Genomic DNA, 15473 nt, shown 5'->3' with positions numbered 1-15473 from the left:
ATAATTTGTAAATGTTGCAGATGGGGGCGCAGAAACGCCCCCGATTTACCATTAAGCGATCGCGTTCTCTTCCAGTTCACGCATAAACTGGCGAATCCATTCGATACGCGTTTTCCGCTCGCTCAAATCCTGAATAAACTTCAGGCGCGTCGGACCATCAAGGCGGTAATGCTGCGGCTGTTTTTGCAGCAAACCAATCAACCAGGCCGGATTAACGTGATTCTTCTCGGCAAATTCGATCACCCCACCTTTCTCATTACCTTCCAGCTTCCTGATCCCCAGTTTCTGCGCTTGCTGACGCAGACGGGCAATATCCAGCAGGGTACGCGCCGGATCCGGCAGCAGGCCGAAGCGATCGATAAGCTCGACTTTGATCTCTTCCAGTTCGTTTTCCGTTTTGGCGCTGGCAATACGTTTATAGAACGACAAACGCGTATTCACGTCAGGAATGAAATCATCTGGCAATAGCGACGGCATCCGCAGCTCGACTTCTGTTTGCTGACTGGTGAGATCTTCCAGCGACGGCTCGCGTCCGGCTTTCAGCGCATCGACGGCGTTTTCCAGCAACTCCATATACAGCGAGAAACCGATAGTTTCCATTGAGCCGCTTTGTTCTTCGCCAAGCAGTTCACCCGCGCCGCGAATCTCCAGATCGTGCGTTGCCAGCGCAAAACCTGCACCGAGATCTTCCAGCGAGGCAATCGCTTCAAGACGTTTTTGCGCATCGGTAGTCATCGCTTTTGGATGCGGCGTCAGCAACCATGCATATGCCTGATGATGCGAACGTCCGACGCGACCGCGCAACTGGTGCAGCTGTGCCAGACCGAAGTGATCCGCGCGTTCAATGATAATGGTGTTGGCGGTAGGGATGTCGATCCCGGTTTCGATAATGGTGGTACAAACCAGCACGTTAAAACGTTGATGATGGAAATCATTCATCACCCGTTCCAGTTCGCGCTCGCGCATCTGCCCGTGACCGATGGCGATCCGCGCCTCTGGCACCAGTTCCGCCAGTCGTTCGGCAGCTTTCTGGATGTTTTCCACATCATTGTAGAGATAATAAACCTGTCCCCCGCGCAAAATTTCACGCAGGATCGCCTCCCGGACCACCAGACTGTCATACTCACGGACAAAGGTTTTAACTGCCAGACGACGGGCTGGCGGCGTGGCAATAATCGACAGATCGCGCATTCCGCTCATCGCCATATTCAGCGTACGTGGGATCGGCGTTGCGGTAAGTGTCAGAATATCCACGTTCGCCCGCATCGCTTTAATGCGCTCTTTATGACGCACCCCGAAGCGGTGTTCTTCATCGACAATCAGCAAGCCTAAATCTTTAAACTTGACGTCATTTTGCAGCAGTTTGTGCGTACCGATCAGAATATCGATTTTCCCTTCTGCCACTTCCGCAAGGATTTGCGTCTGCTCTTTGGCGCTGCGGAAACGGGAGATCATTTCGATGCGTACTGGCCAGTTGGCGAAACGGTCGCGGAAGTTGTCGTAATGCTGCTGCGCGAGAAGGGTGGTAGGCACCAGCACCGCCACCTGCTTGTGGTTATCTACCGCCAGGAAAGCGGCGCGCATCGCGACTTCAGTTTTCCCAAAGCCAACATCGCCGCACACCAGACGATCCATTGCCAGCGGCTGACACATGTCACTAAGCACCGCATTAATGGCCTGCGCCTGATCCGGCGTGGTTTCAAACGGGAAGCTGTCGCAGAACAACTGATACTGCTCACGGTCGTGTTTAAACGCGAAGCCCTCTTTGGCGGCGCGTTGTGCGTAGATATCCAGCAATTCTGCCGCCACATCACGCACTTTTTCCGCCGCTTTCTGCCGCGCGCGTGACCACGCATCGCCGCCAAGTTTATGCAGCGGGGCATTTTCTTCCGCGCCACCTGCATAACGGCTAATCAGATGCAGCGACGACACCGGAACATACAATTTGGCGTCGTTGGCATAGGTGAGCATCAAATACTCGCCGGTAATGCCGCCGGCTTCCAGCGTGGTCATTCCGGCATAGCGACCGACGCCGTGCTCCAGATGGACCACCGGCTGACCAATATGCAGCTCCGCAAGGTTACGGATCAGTGTATCGGGGTTGATGGCGCGGCGAGAATCCTGACGACGACGGGCAACGCGTTCACCGAGCAGATCGCTTTCGCAAATCAGCGCCAGATTACGTACCGTATCGACAAAACCATGTTCGGCAGCGCCAATCATCAGATAACGCCCACGGTCGTTGGCTTCATCAAGACGCATAATGCGTTGAGGAGCAATTTTAATTCGCGCGAGCAGTTCACCCAGCGCTTCACGGCGACCTTCACTTTCTACCGAGAACACCACCGGACCGTCGAAAGACTCGAGGAACTTACGCAGCGCATCCAGCGGCGCTTTTTGTTGTGCCTGAACGGCCAGGTCTGGCAGCTTCTGGAAACCTAAATTGGCATTCGCTGCTTTTGTCGGTAAATGTTCAGTTTTTAGCTGCACACGCGGCCAGTTTTTTAGCTCTGAAAAGAGCTCGTCTACCCGCAGCCAGAGCGATTGTGGTGGCAACAGTGGACGCATCGGATCGACGCCGCGATTTTCAAAACGCGCTAGCGTGTCAGCCTGGAAACGTTCGGCACTGTTTTCCAGATCGCCAGTATTCACCAACAGCGTATTGGCAGGGAAATAACTGAACAGTGGCGGCAGCGGTTCGCTGAAGAATAGCGGCTGCCAGTACTCGATCCCGGCAGGTAATGTGCCTTTACTCACTTGCTGATAAATATGTTCCGCATCGCGCTTCACTTCGAAGGTATCGCGCCACTGGCTGCGGAACAGTTCAATTGCCGATTTATCTGTCGGAAATTCGTGCGCGGGCAACAGATTGATCGCTTCTACTTCTTCCAGCGTACGCTGGCTGTCAACGTCAAATACGCGCAGGCTATCGATTTCATCATCAAAAAAATCAAGACGATAAGGCAAGTCGCTGCCCATCGGGAAAAGATCCAGCAACGCGCCGCGCGTGGCGTATTCGCCGTGCTCCATAACCTGGTCAACATGGCGATAGCCGGCACTGTCCAGTTGCGTACGCAAGGCATCACGAGATAACCGCTGACCTTTTTTCATCATCAGCGCGTGGCCGTGGAGGAAACTGTGCGGGCAAACGCGCTGCATAAGCGTATTCACCGGAACAATCAGTACGCCACGCTGCATCGTTGGTAGCTGGTAAAGAGTGGAAAGGCGTGAGGAGATAATGTCCTGATGAGGCGAAAAACTGTCGTAGGGAAGGGTTTCCCAGTCCGCCAGATTCATCACCATCTGATCGGTAAACTGGCTGATTTCATCATGCAAACGCAGAGCATTTTGCATATCTGGTGCAATAAGTACCACCGGACCGGCGTGACGTTCGGCAATTTCCGCTACCAGCGTCGCGCAGGCAGCGCCAGTTAACTCGCCCAGCAGACGCTGCTCACCCGCTTTGACGGGCAGCGTATAACGATATTGTTCAGGCATAACGGTTGTCAGATTCTCGTTAGGATATGCCTCAACATATGGGGGCATATCTCTGATAAGCAATGCTGTTCATTATCCGTAATCGACATGGTTTAGCAAATTGAATCGCCCCGGCTGGGGCGATGGCTTAGCGGGAGTAACTGACGGCTGTGGGCAGAGAAGGCGGGGAGAACAACAGATCGCTGAATGCGCGCTGTGAAAGTTTTCTTACCAGCAAGCCCGCAACAGTACAAATCAACAAACTGACAAAGGGGTAAACCAGCAGGAGCGTCAGTTCGACTTGCGGCGACCAGCGTGCCGCGTTCATTTGCGGAATCAGGCTTAAGCTGAATATTTCTACCAGTATGCGATGGGTGGTATAGATAGCAATGGTGTTGGAGCCAATCACATTCAGCAGGCTGGAGGAGCGCATACCGAAGCGTTGCTCGTACTGATAAAACAGCTTCATGATCACCACAATCGATACCAGCGACAACAGCAGCGAGATATTAAACAACCAGGCACCGACCGCCAGAACGGCCAACAAAGAAGCCATCAGCAGATGGCGGCGCAACGGCACCGCTTTAACACAGGTCATTAATGTTGCGCCAAACCATGCGCCAAGACTGTAATAAGGCAAATTGCGGATCACGCTGTTCATTCCCCACCACGGCGTGGGAACGAAATTAACCGCCACACTCAGCAGCACAAACAAGGCGAATAGTGGCAGCGCCAGACGGCTAAAAAGTTTACATATCACGAAATAGACAATTAAAGCATACAGATACCACAAGCTGGTGCTGGCGGTGATCATCCCGTGCAGGAACTCACCGGTGGAATCGGCATAAGCGGCATTGGAGGCATTGCTTAAATCGCGCTCAGGTGCCAGCCACTGATTCAGCGCACTTAACGCCAGCCACTGCACCACGCCCCACAGTGCCAGCACCCAGAAGATGCTCCAGATGCGTTTATCGAGACAATTTCCCCACGGCACGCTATCGATATAGCGGCGAATCAAATAGCCAGAAATAAAGAAAAAAACCGGCATACGAAAGGGGGCAAGGTAAAGATTGAAATAGATCCAGCATTTGCTCAGGACTTCCGATAACGGATGCTGAAAAGTGGTCAGATGCGGATAAAAGGTAATGACCGAGTGATAAATCACTACAAGACAAATACATAACCCTTTGATCTGGTTAATCCATAGCTCTTTTTGTTTCATCAGGACAACACGCTCTTTTTTAATTTACATGCGGTTGATCCTGCGGGTTATGACCCGAGGTGTAATGGGTATCTGTCTGTATTGGATGATTTTTCAGATTAAGATCAGGCGGCAAGATTGATGATAAAACATGGCAATTTAGCCGATTGATTTACGGGGACTTTTCAGATTAGCCCTGACGATCACTTACAGTTCAGACGTTTACCCATCTTGCTTTCGCTTATATACTCGTGTCTTTGCTACAGCAACAAGACGGATTTCATGTACCAACCTGTCGCTCTATTTATTGGCCTGCGTTACATGCGTGGGCGTGCAGCGGATCGCTTCGGTCGCTTCGTCTCCTGGCTTTCTACCATCGGCATTACCCTCGGGGTGATGGCGCTGGTCACAGTATTGTCAGTGATGAACGGCTTTGAGCGCGAGCTGCAAAACAACATCCTTGGCCTGATGCCACAGGCAATTCTCTCTTCTGAGCATGGCTCTCTTAACCCGCAGCAACTCCCGGAAACGGCAGTCAAACTGGACGGCGTTAATCGCGTCGCACCTATTACTACCGGTGATGTGGTACTGCAAAGCGCGCGCAGCGTGGCGGTCGGGGTGATGCTGGGTATCGATCCGGCGCAAAAAGATCCACTCACGCCGTATCTGGTCAATGTGAAACAAGCTGATCTCGAACCGGGGAAATATAATGTCATTCTCGGCGAACAACTTGCCTCACAGTTAGGTGTCAATCGCGGTGATCAAATCCGCGTGATGGTGCCGTCTGCCAGCCAGTTCACGCCGATGGGGCGTATTCCAAGCCAGCGCCTGTTCAATGTGATTGGCACTTTCGCCGCCAACAGTGAAGTCGATGGCTATGAAATGCTGGTGAATATTGAGGATGCCTCGCGTCTGATGCGTTATCCGGCAGGCAATATCACTGGCTGGCGTTTGTGGCTGGATGAGCCGCTGAAAGTTGATTCTTTAAGCCAGCAAAAACTGCCTGAAGGCAGCAAATGGCAGGACTGGCGTGATCGTAAAGGCGAGCTGTTCCAGGCCGTACGCATGGAAAAAAATATGATGGGCTTGCTGCTGAGCCTGATTGTTGCCGTAGCGGCGTTTAACATTATTACCTCGCTAGGGCTGATGGTGATGGAGAAGCAGGGCGAAGTAGCGATCCTGCAAACGCAAGGCTTAACTCCGCGACAAATCATGATGGTCTTTATGGTGCAAGGGGCCAGCGCCGGGATTATCGGTGCGATCCTCGGAGCGGCGCTTGGTGCACTGCTTGCCAGCCAGTTGAATAATCTGATGCCGATAATCGGCGTCCTGCTTGATGGTGCGGCACTGCCAGTCGCTATCGAACCTTTACAGGTCATTGTTATTGCGCTGGTGGCGATGGCTATCGCGCTGCTGTCTACGCTTTACCCTTCATGGCGCGCTGCCGCCACTCAACCCGCTGAGGCTTTACGTTATGAATAAGATCCTGTTGCAATGCGACAACCTGTGCAAACGCTATCAGGAAGGCAGTGTGCAAACCGATGTACTGCACAATGTCAGTTTCAGCGTCGGCGAAGGTGAAATGATGGCGATCGTCGGTAGCTCTGGTTCTGGTAAAAGTACCTTGCTGCACCTGCTGGGCGGGCTGGATACGCCAACCTCCGGCGATGTGATCTTTAACGGTCAACCGATGAGCAAACTGTCTTCGGCGGCGAAAGCAGAGCTGCGCAACCAGAAGCTGGGCTTTATTTATCAGTTTCACCACCTGCTGCCGGATTTTACCGCCCTGGAAAACGTGGCTATGCCACTGCTGATTGGCAAGAAAAAGCCCGCTGAAATCAACAGCCGTGCGCTGGAGATGTTAAAAGCGGTGGGGCTGGAGCATCGTGCGAATCACCGCCCATCTGAACTTTCTGGCGGTGAGCGCCAGCGTGTGGCGATTGCCCGTGCGCTGGTCAATAACCCGCGTCTGGTACTGGCGGATGAACCTACCGGTAACCTTGACGCACGTAACGCCGACAGCATCTTCCAGTTGCTTGGGGAATTGAATCGCTTGCAGGGCACTGCCTTCCTGGTGGTTACTCACGACCTGCAACTGGCGAAACGCATGAGCCGCCAGTTAGAAATGCGTGATGGTCGTTTGACGGCGGAACTGAGCCTGATGGGGGCGGAGTAATGGCGATGCCTTTATCGTTATTGATTGGCCTGCGTTTTAGTCGCGGACGGCGACGCGGCGGTATGGTGTCGCTGATCTCCGTCATTTCTACCATTGGCATTGCCCTCGGCGTGGCGGTATTGATCGTCGGCTTAAGCGCGATGAACGGCTTTGAACGCGAACTGAACAACCGCATTCTGGCGGTGGTGCCGCATGGCGAAATTGAGGCGGTGGATCAGCCGTGGACTAACTGGCAAGAAGCCCTGGATAACGTGCAAAAAGTGCCGGGTATTGCCGCTGCCGCGCCGTATATCAATTTCACCGGGCTGGTGGAAAGTGGTGCCAATCTGCGCGCAATTCAGGTCAAGGGCGTTAACCCGCAACAGGAACAGCGTTTGAGCGCATTACCCTCGTTTGTCCAGGACGATGCGTGGAGCAATTTTAAAGCAGGCGAACAGCAAATTATCATCGGCAAAGGCGTGGCGGATGCGCTGAAAGTGAAGCAGGGCGATTGGGTGTCGATTATGATCCCAAATTCGAATCCCGAGCATAAACTGATGCAGCCAAAACGTGTGCGTTTGCACGTTGCCGGTATTTTGCAGTTGAGTGGCCAACTCGATCACAGTTTTGCCATGATCCCGCTGGCGGATGCCCAGCAATATCTTGATATGGGTTCCAGCGTGTCAGGTATTGCCCTTAAAATGACGGATGTTTTCAACGCCAATAAGCTGGTACGCGATGCGGGTGAAGTGACCAACAGCTATGTTTATATTAAAAGCTGGATTGGTACTTACGGCTATATGTATCGCGATATCCAGATGATCCGCGCCATTATGTATCTGGCGATGGTACTGGTGATTGGCGTGGCCTGTTTCAACATCGTCTCTACCTTAGTGATGGCGGTGAAAGACAAGAGTGGCGATATCGCAGTATTAAGAACGCTGGGGGCGAAAGATGGTTTAATTCGCGCCATCTTTGTCTGGTATGGATTACTGGCAGGGCTGTTCGGCAGCCTGTGTGGGGTGATTATCGGCGTGGTGGTTTCACTGCAACTTACCCCGATTATTGAGTGGATTGAAAAGCTGATCGGTCATCAGTTCCTCTCCAGCGATATCTATTTTATTGACTTCCTGCCATCGGAATTGCACTGGCTGGACGTCTTCTACGTACTGGTCACAGCATTGTTGCTGAGTCTTTTGGCAAGTTGGTATCCGGCGCGGCGCGCCAGTAATATTGACCCTGCGCGAGTCCTTAGCGGCCAGTAAAGGCAGTACATTAAAACAAGGAGCGGCAATGTATTACGGGTTTGATATTGGTGGAACAAAAATTGCGCTAGGCGTGTTTGATAGCGGTCGGCAGTTGCAGTGGGAAAAGCGGGTGCCGACACCGCGTGACAGCTATGACGCATTTTTAGATGCAGTGTGCGAGCTGGTAGCCGAAGCTGACCAACGTTTTGGCTGTAAAGGTTCTGTCGGCATCGGTATTCCGGGAATGCCGGAAACAGAAGATGGTACGCTGTATGCCGCCAATGTCCCTGCTGCCAGCGGTAAACCGCTGCGTGCCGACCTGAGCGCACGTCTTGATCGCGATGTACGCCTTGATAACGATGCCAACTGTTTTGCACTTTCTGAAGCATGGGATGATGAATTTACTCAATATCCACTGGTGATGGGGTTGATTCTCGGCACCGGCGTTGGCGGCGGGCTGATTTTCAACGGTAAACCAATTACCGGTAAAAGCTATATTACCGGCGAGTTTGGCCATATGCGTCTGCCGGTTGATGCGTTAACCATGATGGGGCTGGATTTCCCGTTACGCCGCTGCGGCTGTGGTCAGCATGGCTGCATTGAAAATTATCTGTCTGGTCGCGGTTTTGCGTGGCTGTATCAACACTATTATCATCAACCGTTGCAGGCTCCCGAAATTATTGCGCTTTATGATCAAGGCGATGAGCAGGCAAGGGCGCACGTTGAGCGTTATCTGGATTTATTAGCGGTTTGTCTGGGAAATATTCTGACCATTGTTGACCCTGACCTGGTCGTCATTGGTGGTGGCTTATCGAATTTCCCGGCAATCACAACGCAACTGGCGGACAGGCTGCCTCGTCATCTCTTACCTGTAGCTCGTGTTCCGCGCATTGAACGCGCGCGCCACGGTGATGCGGGAGGAATGCGTGGTGCGGCTTTCCTACATCTAACCGATTAAACAACAGAGGTTGCTATGCTGTCGCGTCGGGGTCATCGGTTAAGTCGTTTTCGTAAAAATAAACGCCGCCTGCGCGAGCGTTTGCGTCAGCGTATTTTTTTCAGAGATAAAGTGGTGCCGGAAGCAATGGAAAAACCAAGAGTACTCGTACTGACAGGGGCAGGGATTTCTGCGGAATCAGGTATTCGTACCTTTCGCGCCGCAGATGGCCTGTGGGAAGAACATCGGGTTGAAGATGTGGCAACGCCGGAAGGTTTCGATCGCGATCCTGAACTGGTGCAAGCGTTTTATAACGCCCGTCGTCGACAGCTACAGCAGCCAGAAATTCAGCCTAACGCCGCGCATCTTGCGCTAGCTAAACTGCAAGATGCTCTCGGCGATCGCTTTTTGCTGGTGACGCAGAATATCGACAACCTGCATGAACGCGCAGGTAATACCAATGTTATTCATATGCATGGGGAACTGCTGAAAGTTCGCTGTTCGCAAAGTGGTCAGGTTCTCGACTGGACCGGAGACGTTACGCCAGAAGATAAATGCCATTGTTGCCAGTTCCCGGCACCCTTGCGCCCGCACGTAGTGTGGTTTGGCGAAATGCCACTCGGCATGGATGAAATTTATATGGCGTTGTCGATGGCCGATATTTTCATTGCCATTGGTACTTCCGGGCATGTTTATCCGGCGGCTGGATTTGTTCACGAAGCGAAACTGCATGGTGCGCACACTGTGGAACTCAATCTTGAACCGAGTCAGGTCGGTAATGAATTTGCCGAGAAATATTACGGCCCGGCAAGCCAGGTGGTGCCAGAGTTTGTTGAAAAGTTGCTGAAGGGCTTATAAAGCAGGAAGCATTGCCTGATGCGCTACGCTTATCAGGCCTACGATGGGGCGCAATGAATTGAATTTGCGGGTGTCGTAGACCAGAGAAGGCGTTGACGCCGCATCTGGCATATTTACTGCCTCTTTTAGCGTTTACTCGTCCATAACAGCAACATTAGCCACATCCTTGCTAAATAAAAAACGGGCGGTAATATCACCGCCCGCTTGCTGAATTAACGTCCTGCTTTCAGCTTCTGATAATACTCTTCATAAATGCTGCTGGCTGCGCCAACGTCATTCTGCCATTCGCCATTTTTAATGGTTTCAGCATCCGGGTAGAGCGTCTTGTCGTTCGCTATTTCCGGGCTTAACAGCTTACGCGCGGCGAGGTTTGGCGTTGGATAACCGATAGTTTCAGCAACCTGTTTTGCCACATCCGGGCGCAGCAGGAAGTTGATCAATTTCAGCGCGCCCTCTTTGTTTTTGGCATTTGCTGGGATCGCCAGGCTGTCCATCCAGAAAATGCCGCCTTCTTTCGGCCATACCACGTCAATTGGCGTACCCGCCTGGCGTGCAACGAAAGCGGAACCGTTCCAGATCATGCCGAGGTTAACTTCGCCTTCCATGTACGGGTTCGCCGGGTTATCGGAGTTAAACGCCGCTACGTTTGGCATCAGTTTTTTCAGCTCGTTATACGCAGCTTCAATCTCTTTCGGATCGGTGGTGTTACCGGAGTAGCCCAGTTTGCGCAGCGCCATCTGGAACACTTCACGGGCATCGTCGGTCAGCAGCAGGCTGCCTTTATACTCAGGTTTCCACAGATCGGCCCAGCTGGTGACAGATTTCGGATCCACCGCATCACCGTTAACGCCAATCGCCGTCGCACCCCAGATATACGGAATGGAATAGTCGTTATTCGGGTCAAACGGCTTGTTGAGCATGTCTGGATCGAGGTTGCTGAAATTGCTTAACTTCGACTTGTCGATCTTCTGGATCATCCCTTCTTTACGCATTTTATCGACGTAATAGGTTGAAGGAACCACCAGGTCATAGGCACCGTCTTTGTACGTTTTCAGCTTCGCGTACATGGTTTCGTTCGACTCGTAAGTCGAATAGATAACCTTAATACCGGTTTCTTTGGTGAACTGTTCAAGCAGTCCTGGCGGCACGTACTCGGTCCAGTTGTAGAAATACAGCGTGTTGTTGTCATCGGCGTGAGCGGCGCTCATGCCCAGTGCCAGAGCACCCGCCGCGAGCAGGTGGCGTGACCATTTTTTCATTTAACGTCCCCTGTGTTACCTTTCGTTTTATCACGAGCAATAAGCTGGCTGGCAATTACCATCACCAGCGACAGCACCAGTAATATGGTTGCCAGCGCGTTAACTTCCGGCGATACGCCGACTTTGACCATCGAATAAATTTTTAACGGCAGAATTTCATAACTCGGCCCGGTGACAAACGAAGAAACTACTACATCGTCCATCGACAGGGTAAAGCTTAACACCCAGCCCGCCGCTACCGCTGGCATTGCCAGTGGCAGAATGATTTTTCGCAGAATGGTAAATTCGCTGGCACCGAGATCTTTCGCCGCTTCCAGCATTCGCACATCAAAACCTTTCAGGCGCGAATACACCGTCACCACCACAAACGGCAGGCAGAAGGTGATATGCGAGAACAGCAGCGACCAGAAGCCAAGCTGAATACCCAGCAGCATAAACAGCACCAGCAGAGAAATCGCCATCACAATATCTGGCGACATCATCACCACAAACAGCATTCCGCTAACGAACGGCTTACCACGAAAGCGATAACGGTACAACGCAACTGCCGTCAGTGAACCGATAAGCGTAGCAAACGTCGCCGAAAACACCGCCATCGTCAGTGAATGCTGAGCTGCCTGCAACAGACTGTCGTTGTTCATCAGCAGGCTATACCATTTGGTGGTAAAACCCTGCCAGTTGATGCCAAAGCGCGAGCTGTTGAAAGAGTTCACAATCAAAATAATGATTGGGATATACAGGTACGCGTAGATAGCGGTCATAAAACCGCCGCGAAGCAGTCGACCGATCATTCGAGTTCCACCTTCTTGTTCATAAGGCGGGACACTTTCAGGATTTTGAATTTATTCAATTTTTTCCTTTCTCCAAAATCTCTCCAAAACTTTTCCCCAAAACAGGACCACGCATTTTACAGCATTTTTATACATGGGTGAGCTTACTAGGACAGAAAAGTATTCCAGTTTGTTTACCCATATCGCTTTCCGAATGAGATTTTTGATGTGATTTCTTCGTGTTGAAAAACCACATAATGTGGTATTAGAATTAGCTATCAAGATTCACTTTGAATCCGTTTTGAATCCCATTGAACTCAGGAGTGACTATGAAGCGTAAAAGTGTGGCTTTGTTACAAGCCATTGGCTCGGTTATAGCCCTGAGCCCGACGGTCGTTTCAGCAAATGGTATGCCAGCGAATCCAGTTTCCGCTTTGCGTCAGGATGCTGCGGCTATCAGAGGCGATTTCCAAAAAGCAATGGTATCCGTTAACGTTGAAAAGCTGAACAATGCCAGATCAAAAAGAAAGTGAGAACACCAAACTCACTTGTGAAGAACAAAAGGATAATGAACTGGTTTCTCGAGTAATCGAAAATCCAGAGGTCTTAAACAGGGTTTTGGATAGTCCGCAGGTGCGGGCTATTGTTTGCCAGCATTTTCAGGGGCCTGTTCCGCCACCTTCAATGCTTAAAAAGTATGATCAACTGGTGCCTGGGCTTGCAAATCGACTTGTTGAGTTGACCGAAAAAGAGCAGGCTCATCGCCATAAAACAGTGGCTGATAGCATTGATATTGCCAGAGATGGTCAAACAAAGGCTTTTTGGTTGGCAATATTGATCATCTTAGCTGCCACTGTCTTTGGCGTCATGGGGGAGACAGTTCTTGCCGGAACTCTCGTTTCAATAGATCTTGTTGCATTGGTTACGGCATTTATTGTTGGAAAACATTATTCTAAGCAGGAACCTGATCAAGATTAGTCTCCGAACCCCGGTTGATGCCGGGGTTTTTACACTAGCAAAGCAATATCAACATTTTTCAGCTGTATTTATTTCGTCAAACAACCAATTTAACCCATTCCTGACCACGAGTATCGTTATAACGATCGGTGGTTGCCTGGACTTTATGTCCCAGTAATGTTTTTGTATCAATACCCTGCGCGCGGTACAGTCGTTCTGACAGGGAGCGTTGTTCATGAAATGTTGGCGGAGTTTTTCCTGCTGGTGGAGTTATCCCAGCCAGATCCCGTGCTTTGGCAAAGTAGTCGCTCAGGTTGTCTTTACTCATCGGCTTTGGTTGTTTCTGGTGCCGACTATGGATTAGATATGGACTTAATATTCTGTCTCGGCACCCATCAATAACTTCTTTTAACGTTATCCCAATGGCATCACAGCGTAGTGTAAGCGGTAACGCCAGACGCATTCCGGTTTTTCCCTGGGTGATATGCAAGTGTTCGTTCCACACATCTGAAAAACGCATGTGGCAAATGTCATCACGGCGCTGACCAGTAACAATCGCAAGAAGCATTGCGTTACGGATAAAGTGTTTTTCAGGCGTTGCGTTGTAAATTTTTTGCCAGTCTTCCAGGGTGAGCCTGGCTCTGGTTACTTTAGGGATCGGTTTACGGGTAGCCTCCGGAGGATTCCATCCAGGAGGAACTTCCCCTGCATGCTGTGCTTCTTTATAAATATCAACCCATAATCCGCGATTTACTCTCGCTGTGCTGACCATGTCTTTATCCAGCCACTCATCCAGTATTAATGCAAAGTCTCTTACTTCCAGTTCTTTCAATGGGTGGTTTCCCAGACGGGAAACCAGGTATGCAGCCATTCGAGCTTTTTCTTTGTGAGTTGTAGCTGCAATATCTCCATTTTTCAGTCGCGTGTCCTGTATTTTCAGATATCGATCAACCCATGCCTTTAATCTAATACCCCGACGTTTTGTTGCTGACGGACTTTCATCAATTTTGCGCATGAAATATTCAGCTTCTGCTGCAGCTATTCGCTGATTGGCTGTGGAAGCGATTTTTTCTGCCTTACCTTTATCTGTTCCGAGTCCGTGAAATTTTCCAGTCACAGGATTTTTATACTGGTAGTAAACCTTGCCAGTTCTGCGATCAAACTTTTCGTAAAGGCATGCTACGTCAGTGCTGTTTTTTCGTGGCCTCGGTGACATGAGTTAAAATCTCCTTCAGTGCATCATCATCGCCAGTATGAATTTCCGGCGCAATTCCCGTTTCACCTGGCCCAACAAATACTGCTCGGCGATCTATCAGCCAACGCCCACGAATTTTTTGTGGTCTTGGAACGATGTATCCTAGTTTTCCGTATTTCACCAGGGTAGTGTTTGTTATTGGGAGACTGAACCGTTTTGGTTTCCACTCATCGAGCGTTATCAGGTACTGTTCGCTCATGGCTATCACTCCGGAACGCGCCAGTTGCAGAATACCAACGACAACTGGCGACGGTTGAACATTAAAAATCAGCCTGACTCGGGATCAGTTTTTGCCAGATAGCTGAAACGTATTTTGCCTGGTAACGGGCGTCATCAAGTGCATTATGGCGCTCACCTTCGAATGGAATAGCCGTTCTGGCATCGAAGTCTATGGCTTTCCCCAGCTCAACGATTGTGCGTACATCGCGATCGTTGTAGTAACGCCACGGGCAGGGGATCCCCTGCCGTTCGTATGAACGGCGCAAAATCGCGTTGTCGAAGTTGGCTCCATTTCCCCAGACCTGAACAAAAAATTCACCGGAGTTTTCGGCGATAAATTCCCGCAATTGCAGTAGTGCATCATCTAACGGGATTTCATCGGTCAGAATGGCAGATTGCGCCTCGCGTGATTGCTTAAGCCACCATTTAATGGTGTCACGATCAATGACTCCGCCAGCTGTTTCCAGATCGATGGTCTTACTAAATTCCGGTCCCATATCTCCGGTTTGCGGATCGAAAAATATTGCACCTATTGAGATAATCGGGGCATCGGGATTTTTTCCCATCGTTTCAAGGTCGATCATCAGATGAATACCTGCTCTGCTGGTGGATGTATTTTCATGATGACCGTTCATCTTAATTGAGTGATCTGCCGCCCCGCCAGTTTTATTATCGCTATCGTGATACTGCTCACCGTCAGTATCCTCCTTATGAGGATGTTCAGTGCCTTCCATTTCCTCCGGATTTTTTTCCTGAGATTCAGCCTGATTTTCTCCATTGAATGTTTCTTGGTATGTAGCGTTGCCCATCACCGCGCCACAATCAGGGCAGTTGCCACCGCCGGTCTGACCGCAGGCGGTGCAGACTTTTTCCGGTTCCTGTTGCGCTACTGGCTCAGGTTGTTTCGTTTCTGGCTCGTTTTGTTGCGTATTTGGGCTGTTTTGTTCCGCTTTCTGGTCGTTCTGTTCCGTTTCTTTCTGGTTCTGGTTCACAGAATCGCGGGTTTCAATCCCCTTCACCCATTTCGGATCATTCGGGTCGCTAATCCCTGCAACAAATTCACCACGCGATACAGCAAGCAACTTATCGGCGTCAGGCTGGCTGATATTGGCTGCCTGCATAATTTTGTTTACTTCGT

At 50.8% G+C, this 15473-nt stretch carries 14 protein-coding genes; 7 read left to right on the top strand and 7 right to left on the bottom strand.

Annotated features, from left to right (window positions below; all coding sequences use genetic code 11):
* Positions 1–51: 51 nt before the first annotated feature.
* Both mfd and HEN33_RS09510 read right to left on the bottom strand, forming a co-directional pair.
* Complete coding sequence (gene mfd / locus HEN33_RS09515; RefSeq protein WP_176263681.1) at positions 52–3498, bottom strand: transcription-repair coupling factor; 3447 nt, start codon at positions 3496–3498, stop codon at positions 52–54.
* A 127-nt stretch (positions 3499–3625) separates the two neighbouring features.
* On the bottom strand, positions 3626–4699 hold the full coding sequence (locus HEN33_RS09510) for an acyltransferase family protein (RefSeq protein ID WP_176263682.1): 1074 nt from the start codon (positions 4697–4699) through the stop codon (positions 3626–3628).
* 261 nt (positions 4700–4960) lie between these two features.
* Between HEN33_RS09510 and lolC the strand changes: the two genes are divergently transcribed.
* The 5 genes from lolC to cobB are packed head-to-tail and all read left to right on the top strand — an operon-like array spanning position 4961 to position 9875.
* A complete protein-coding gene (lolC, locus tag HEN33_RS09505; protein ID WP_000284708.1) occupies positions 4961–6160 on the top strand; it encodes a lipoprotein-releasing ABC transporter permease subunit LolC in 1200 nt (399 codons plus the stop codon).
* On the top strand, positions 6153–6854 hold the full coding sequence (lolD, locus tag HEN33_RS09500; RefSeq protein ID WP_001033695.1) for a lipoprotein-releasing ABC transporter ATP-binding protein LolD: 702 nt from the start codon (positions 6153–6155) through the stop codon (positions 6852–6854). The genes lolC and lolD overlap by 8 nt, the downstream gene beginning before the upstream one ends.
* Entirely contained in the window at positions 6854–8098 is a 1245-nt protein-coding gene (gene lolE / locus HEN33_RS09495) for a lipoprotein-releasing ABC transporter permease subunit LolE (RefSeq protein ID WP_001251354.1), read from the top strand. The genes lolD and lolE overlap by 1 nt, the downstream gene beginning before the upstream one ends.
* A 28-nt stretch (positions 8099–8126) precedes the next feature.
* The gene (nagK, locus tag HEN33_RS09490) at positions 8127–9038 is read left to right on the top strand and encodes an N-acetylglucosamine kinase (RefSeq protein WP_000291270.1); all 912 of its coding nucleotides are present in this window, start codon (positions 8127–8129) and stop codon (positions 9036–9038) included.
* A gap of 15 nt (positions 9039–9053) precedes the next feature.
* The gene (gene cobB / locus HEN33_RS09485; RefSeq protein WP_000952736.1) at positions 9054–9875 is read left to right on the top strand and encodes a Sir2 family NAD+-dependent deacetylase; all 822 of its coding nucleotides are present in this window, start codon (positions 9054–9056) and stop codon (positions 9873–9875) included.
* 212 nt (positions 9876–10087) lie between these two features.
* On the opposite strand, the gene potD is transcribed toward cobB, so the two are convergent.
* Both potD and potC read right to left on the bottom strand, forming a co-directional pair.
* On the bottom strand, positions 10088–11134 hold the full coding sequence (gene potD / locus HEN33_RS09480; RefSeq protein ID WP_000759307.1) for a spermidine/putrescine ABC transporter substrate-binding protein PotD: 1047 nt from the start codon (positions 11132–11134) through the stop codon (positions 10088–10090).
* Positions 11131–11925: a spermidine/putrescine ABC transporter permease PotC gene (gene potC / locus HEN33_RS09475; RefSeq protein WP_000580316.1), complete on the bottom strand. Its 795-nt coding sequence runs from the start codon at positions 11923–11925 to the stop codon at positions 11131–11133. The genes potD and potC overlap by 4 nt, the downstream gene beginning before the upstream one ends.
* A gap of 308 nt (positions 11926–12233) precedes the next feature.
* Here potC and HEN33_RS09470 point away from each other — a divergent pair, with 308 nt between their 5' ends.
* Both HEN33_RS09470 and HEN33_RS09465 read left to right on the top strand, forming a co-directional pair.
* Positions 12234–12437 carry a hypothetical protein gene (locus HEN33_RS09470; RefSeq protein WP_000824186.1) on the top strand — a complete coding sequence of 68 codons (204 nt, stop codon included), beginning with the start codon at positions 12234–12236 and terminating at the stop codon, positions 12435–12437.
* A complete protein-coding gene (locus HEN33_RS09465) occupies positions 12415–12882 on the top strand; it encodes a DUF2335 domain-containing protein (protein WP_001113310.1) in 468 nt (155 codons plus the stop codon). The genes HEN33_RS09470 and HEN33_RS09465 overlap by 23 nt, the downstream gene beginning before the upstream one ends.
* 76 nt (positions 12883–12958) lie before the next feature.
* Here HEN33_RS09465 and HEN33_RS09460 read toward each other — a convergent pair whose 3' ends face one another.
* From HEN33_RS09460 to HEN33_RS09450, 3 genes are all read right to left on the bottom strand, one after another.
* Complete coding sequence (locus HEN33_RS09460; protein WP_183083427.1) at positions 12959–14077, bottom strand: phage integrase Arm DNA-binding domain-containing protein; 1119 nt, start codon at positions 14075–14077, stop codon at positions 12959–12961.
* On the bottom strand, positions 14046–14315 hold the full coding sequence (locus tag HEN33_RS09455; protein ID WP_000003742.1) for an excisionase: 270 nt from the start codon (positions 14313–14315) through the stop codon (positions 14046–14048). The genes HEN33_RS09460 and HEN33_RS09455 overlap by 32 nt, the downstream gene beginning before the upstream one ends.
* A gap of 61 nt (positions 14316–14376) precedes the next feature.
* A partial coding sequence (locus HEN33_RS09450; protein ID WP_183083426.1) for a 3'-5' exonuclease occupies positions 14377–15473 on the bottom strand: 1097 nt, incomplete at its 5' end.

The organism is Escherichia sp. 94.0001, from assembly GCF_013369155.2.
GTDB classification, from domain to species: Bacteria; Pseudomonadota; Gammaproteobacteria; order Enterobacterales; family Enterobacteriaceae; genus Escherichia; species Escherichia coli_F.
This window is presented reverse-complemented; position numbering and strand designations above follow the sequence as displayed.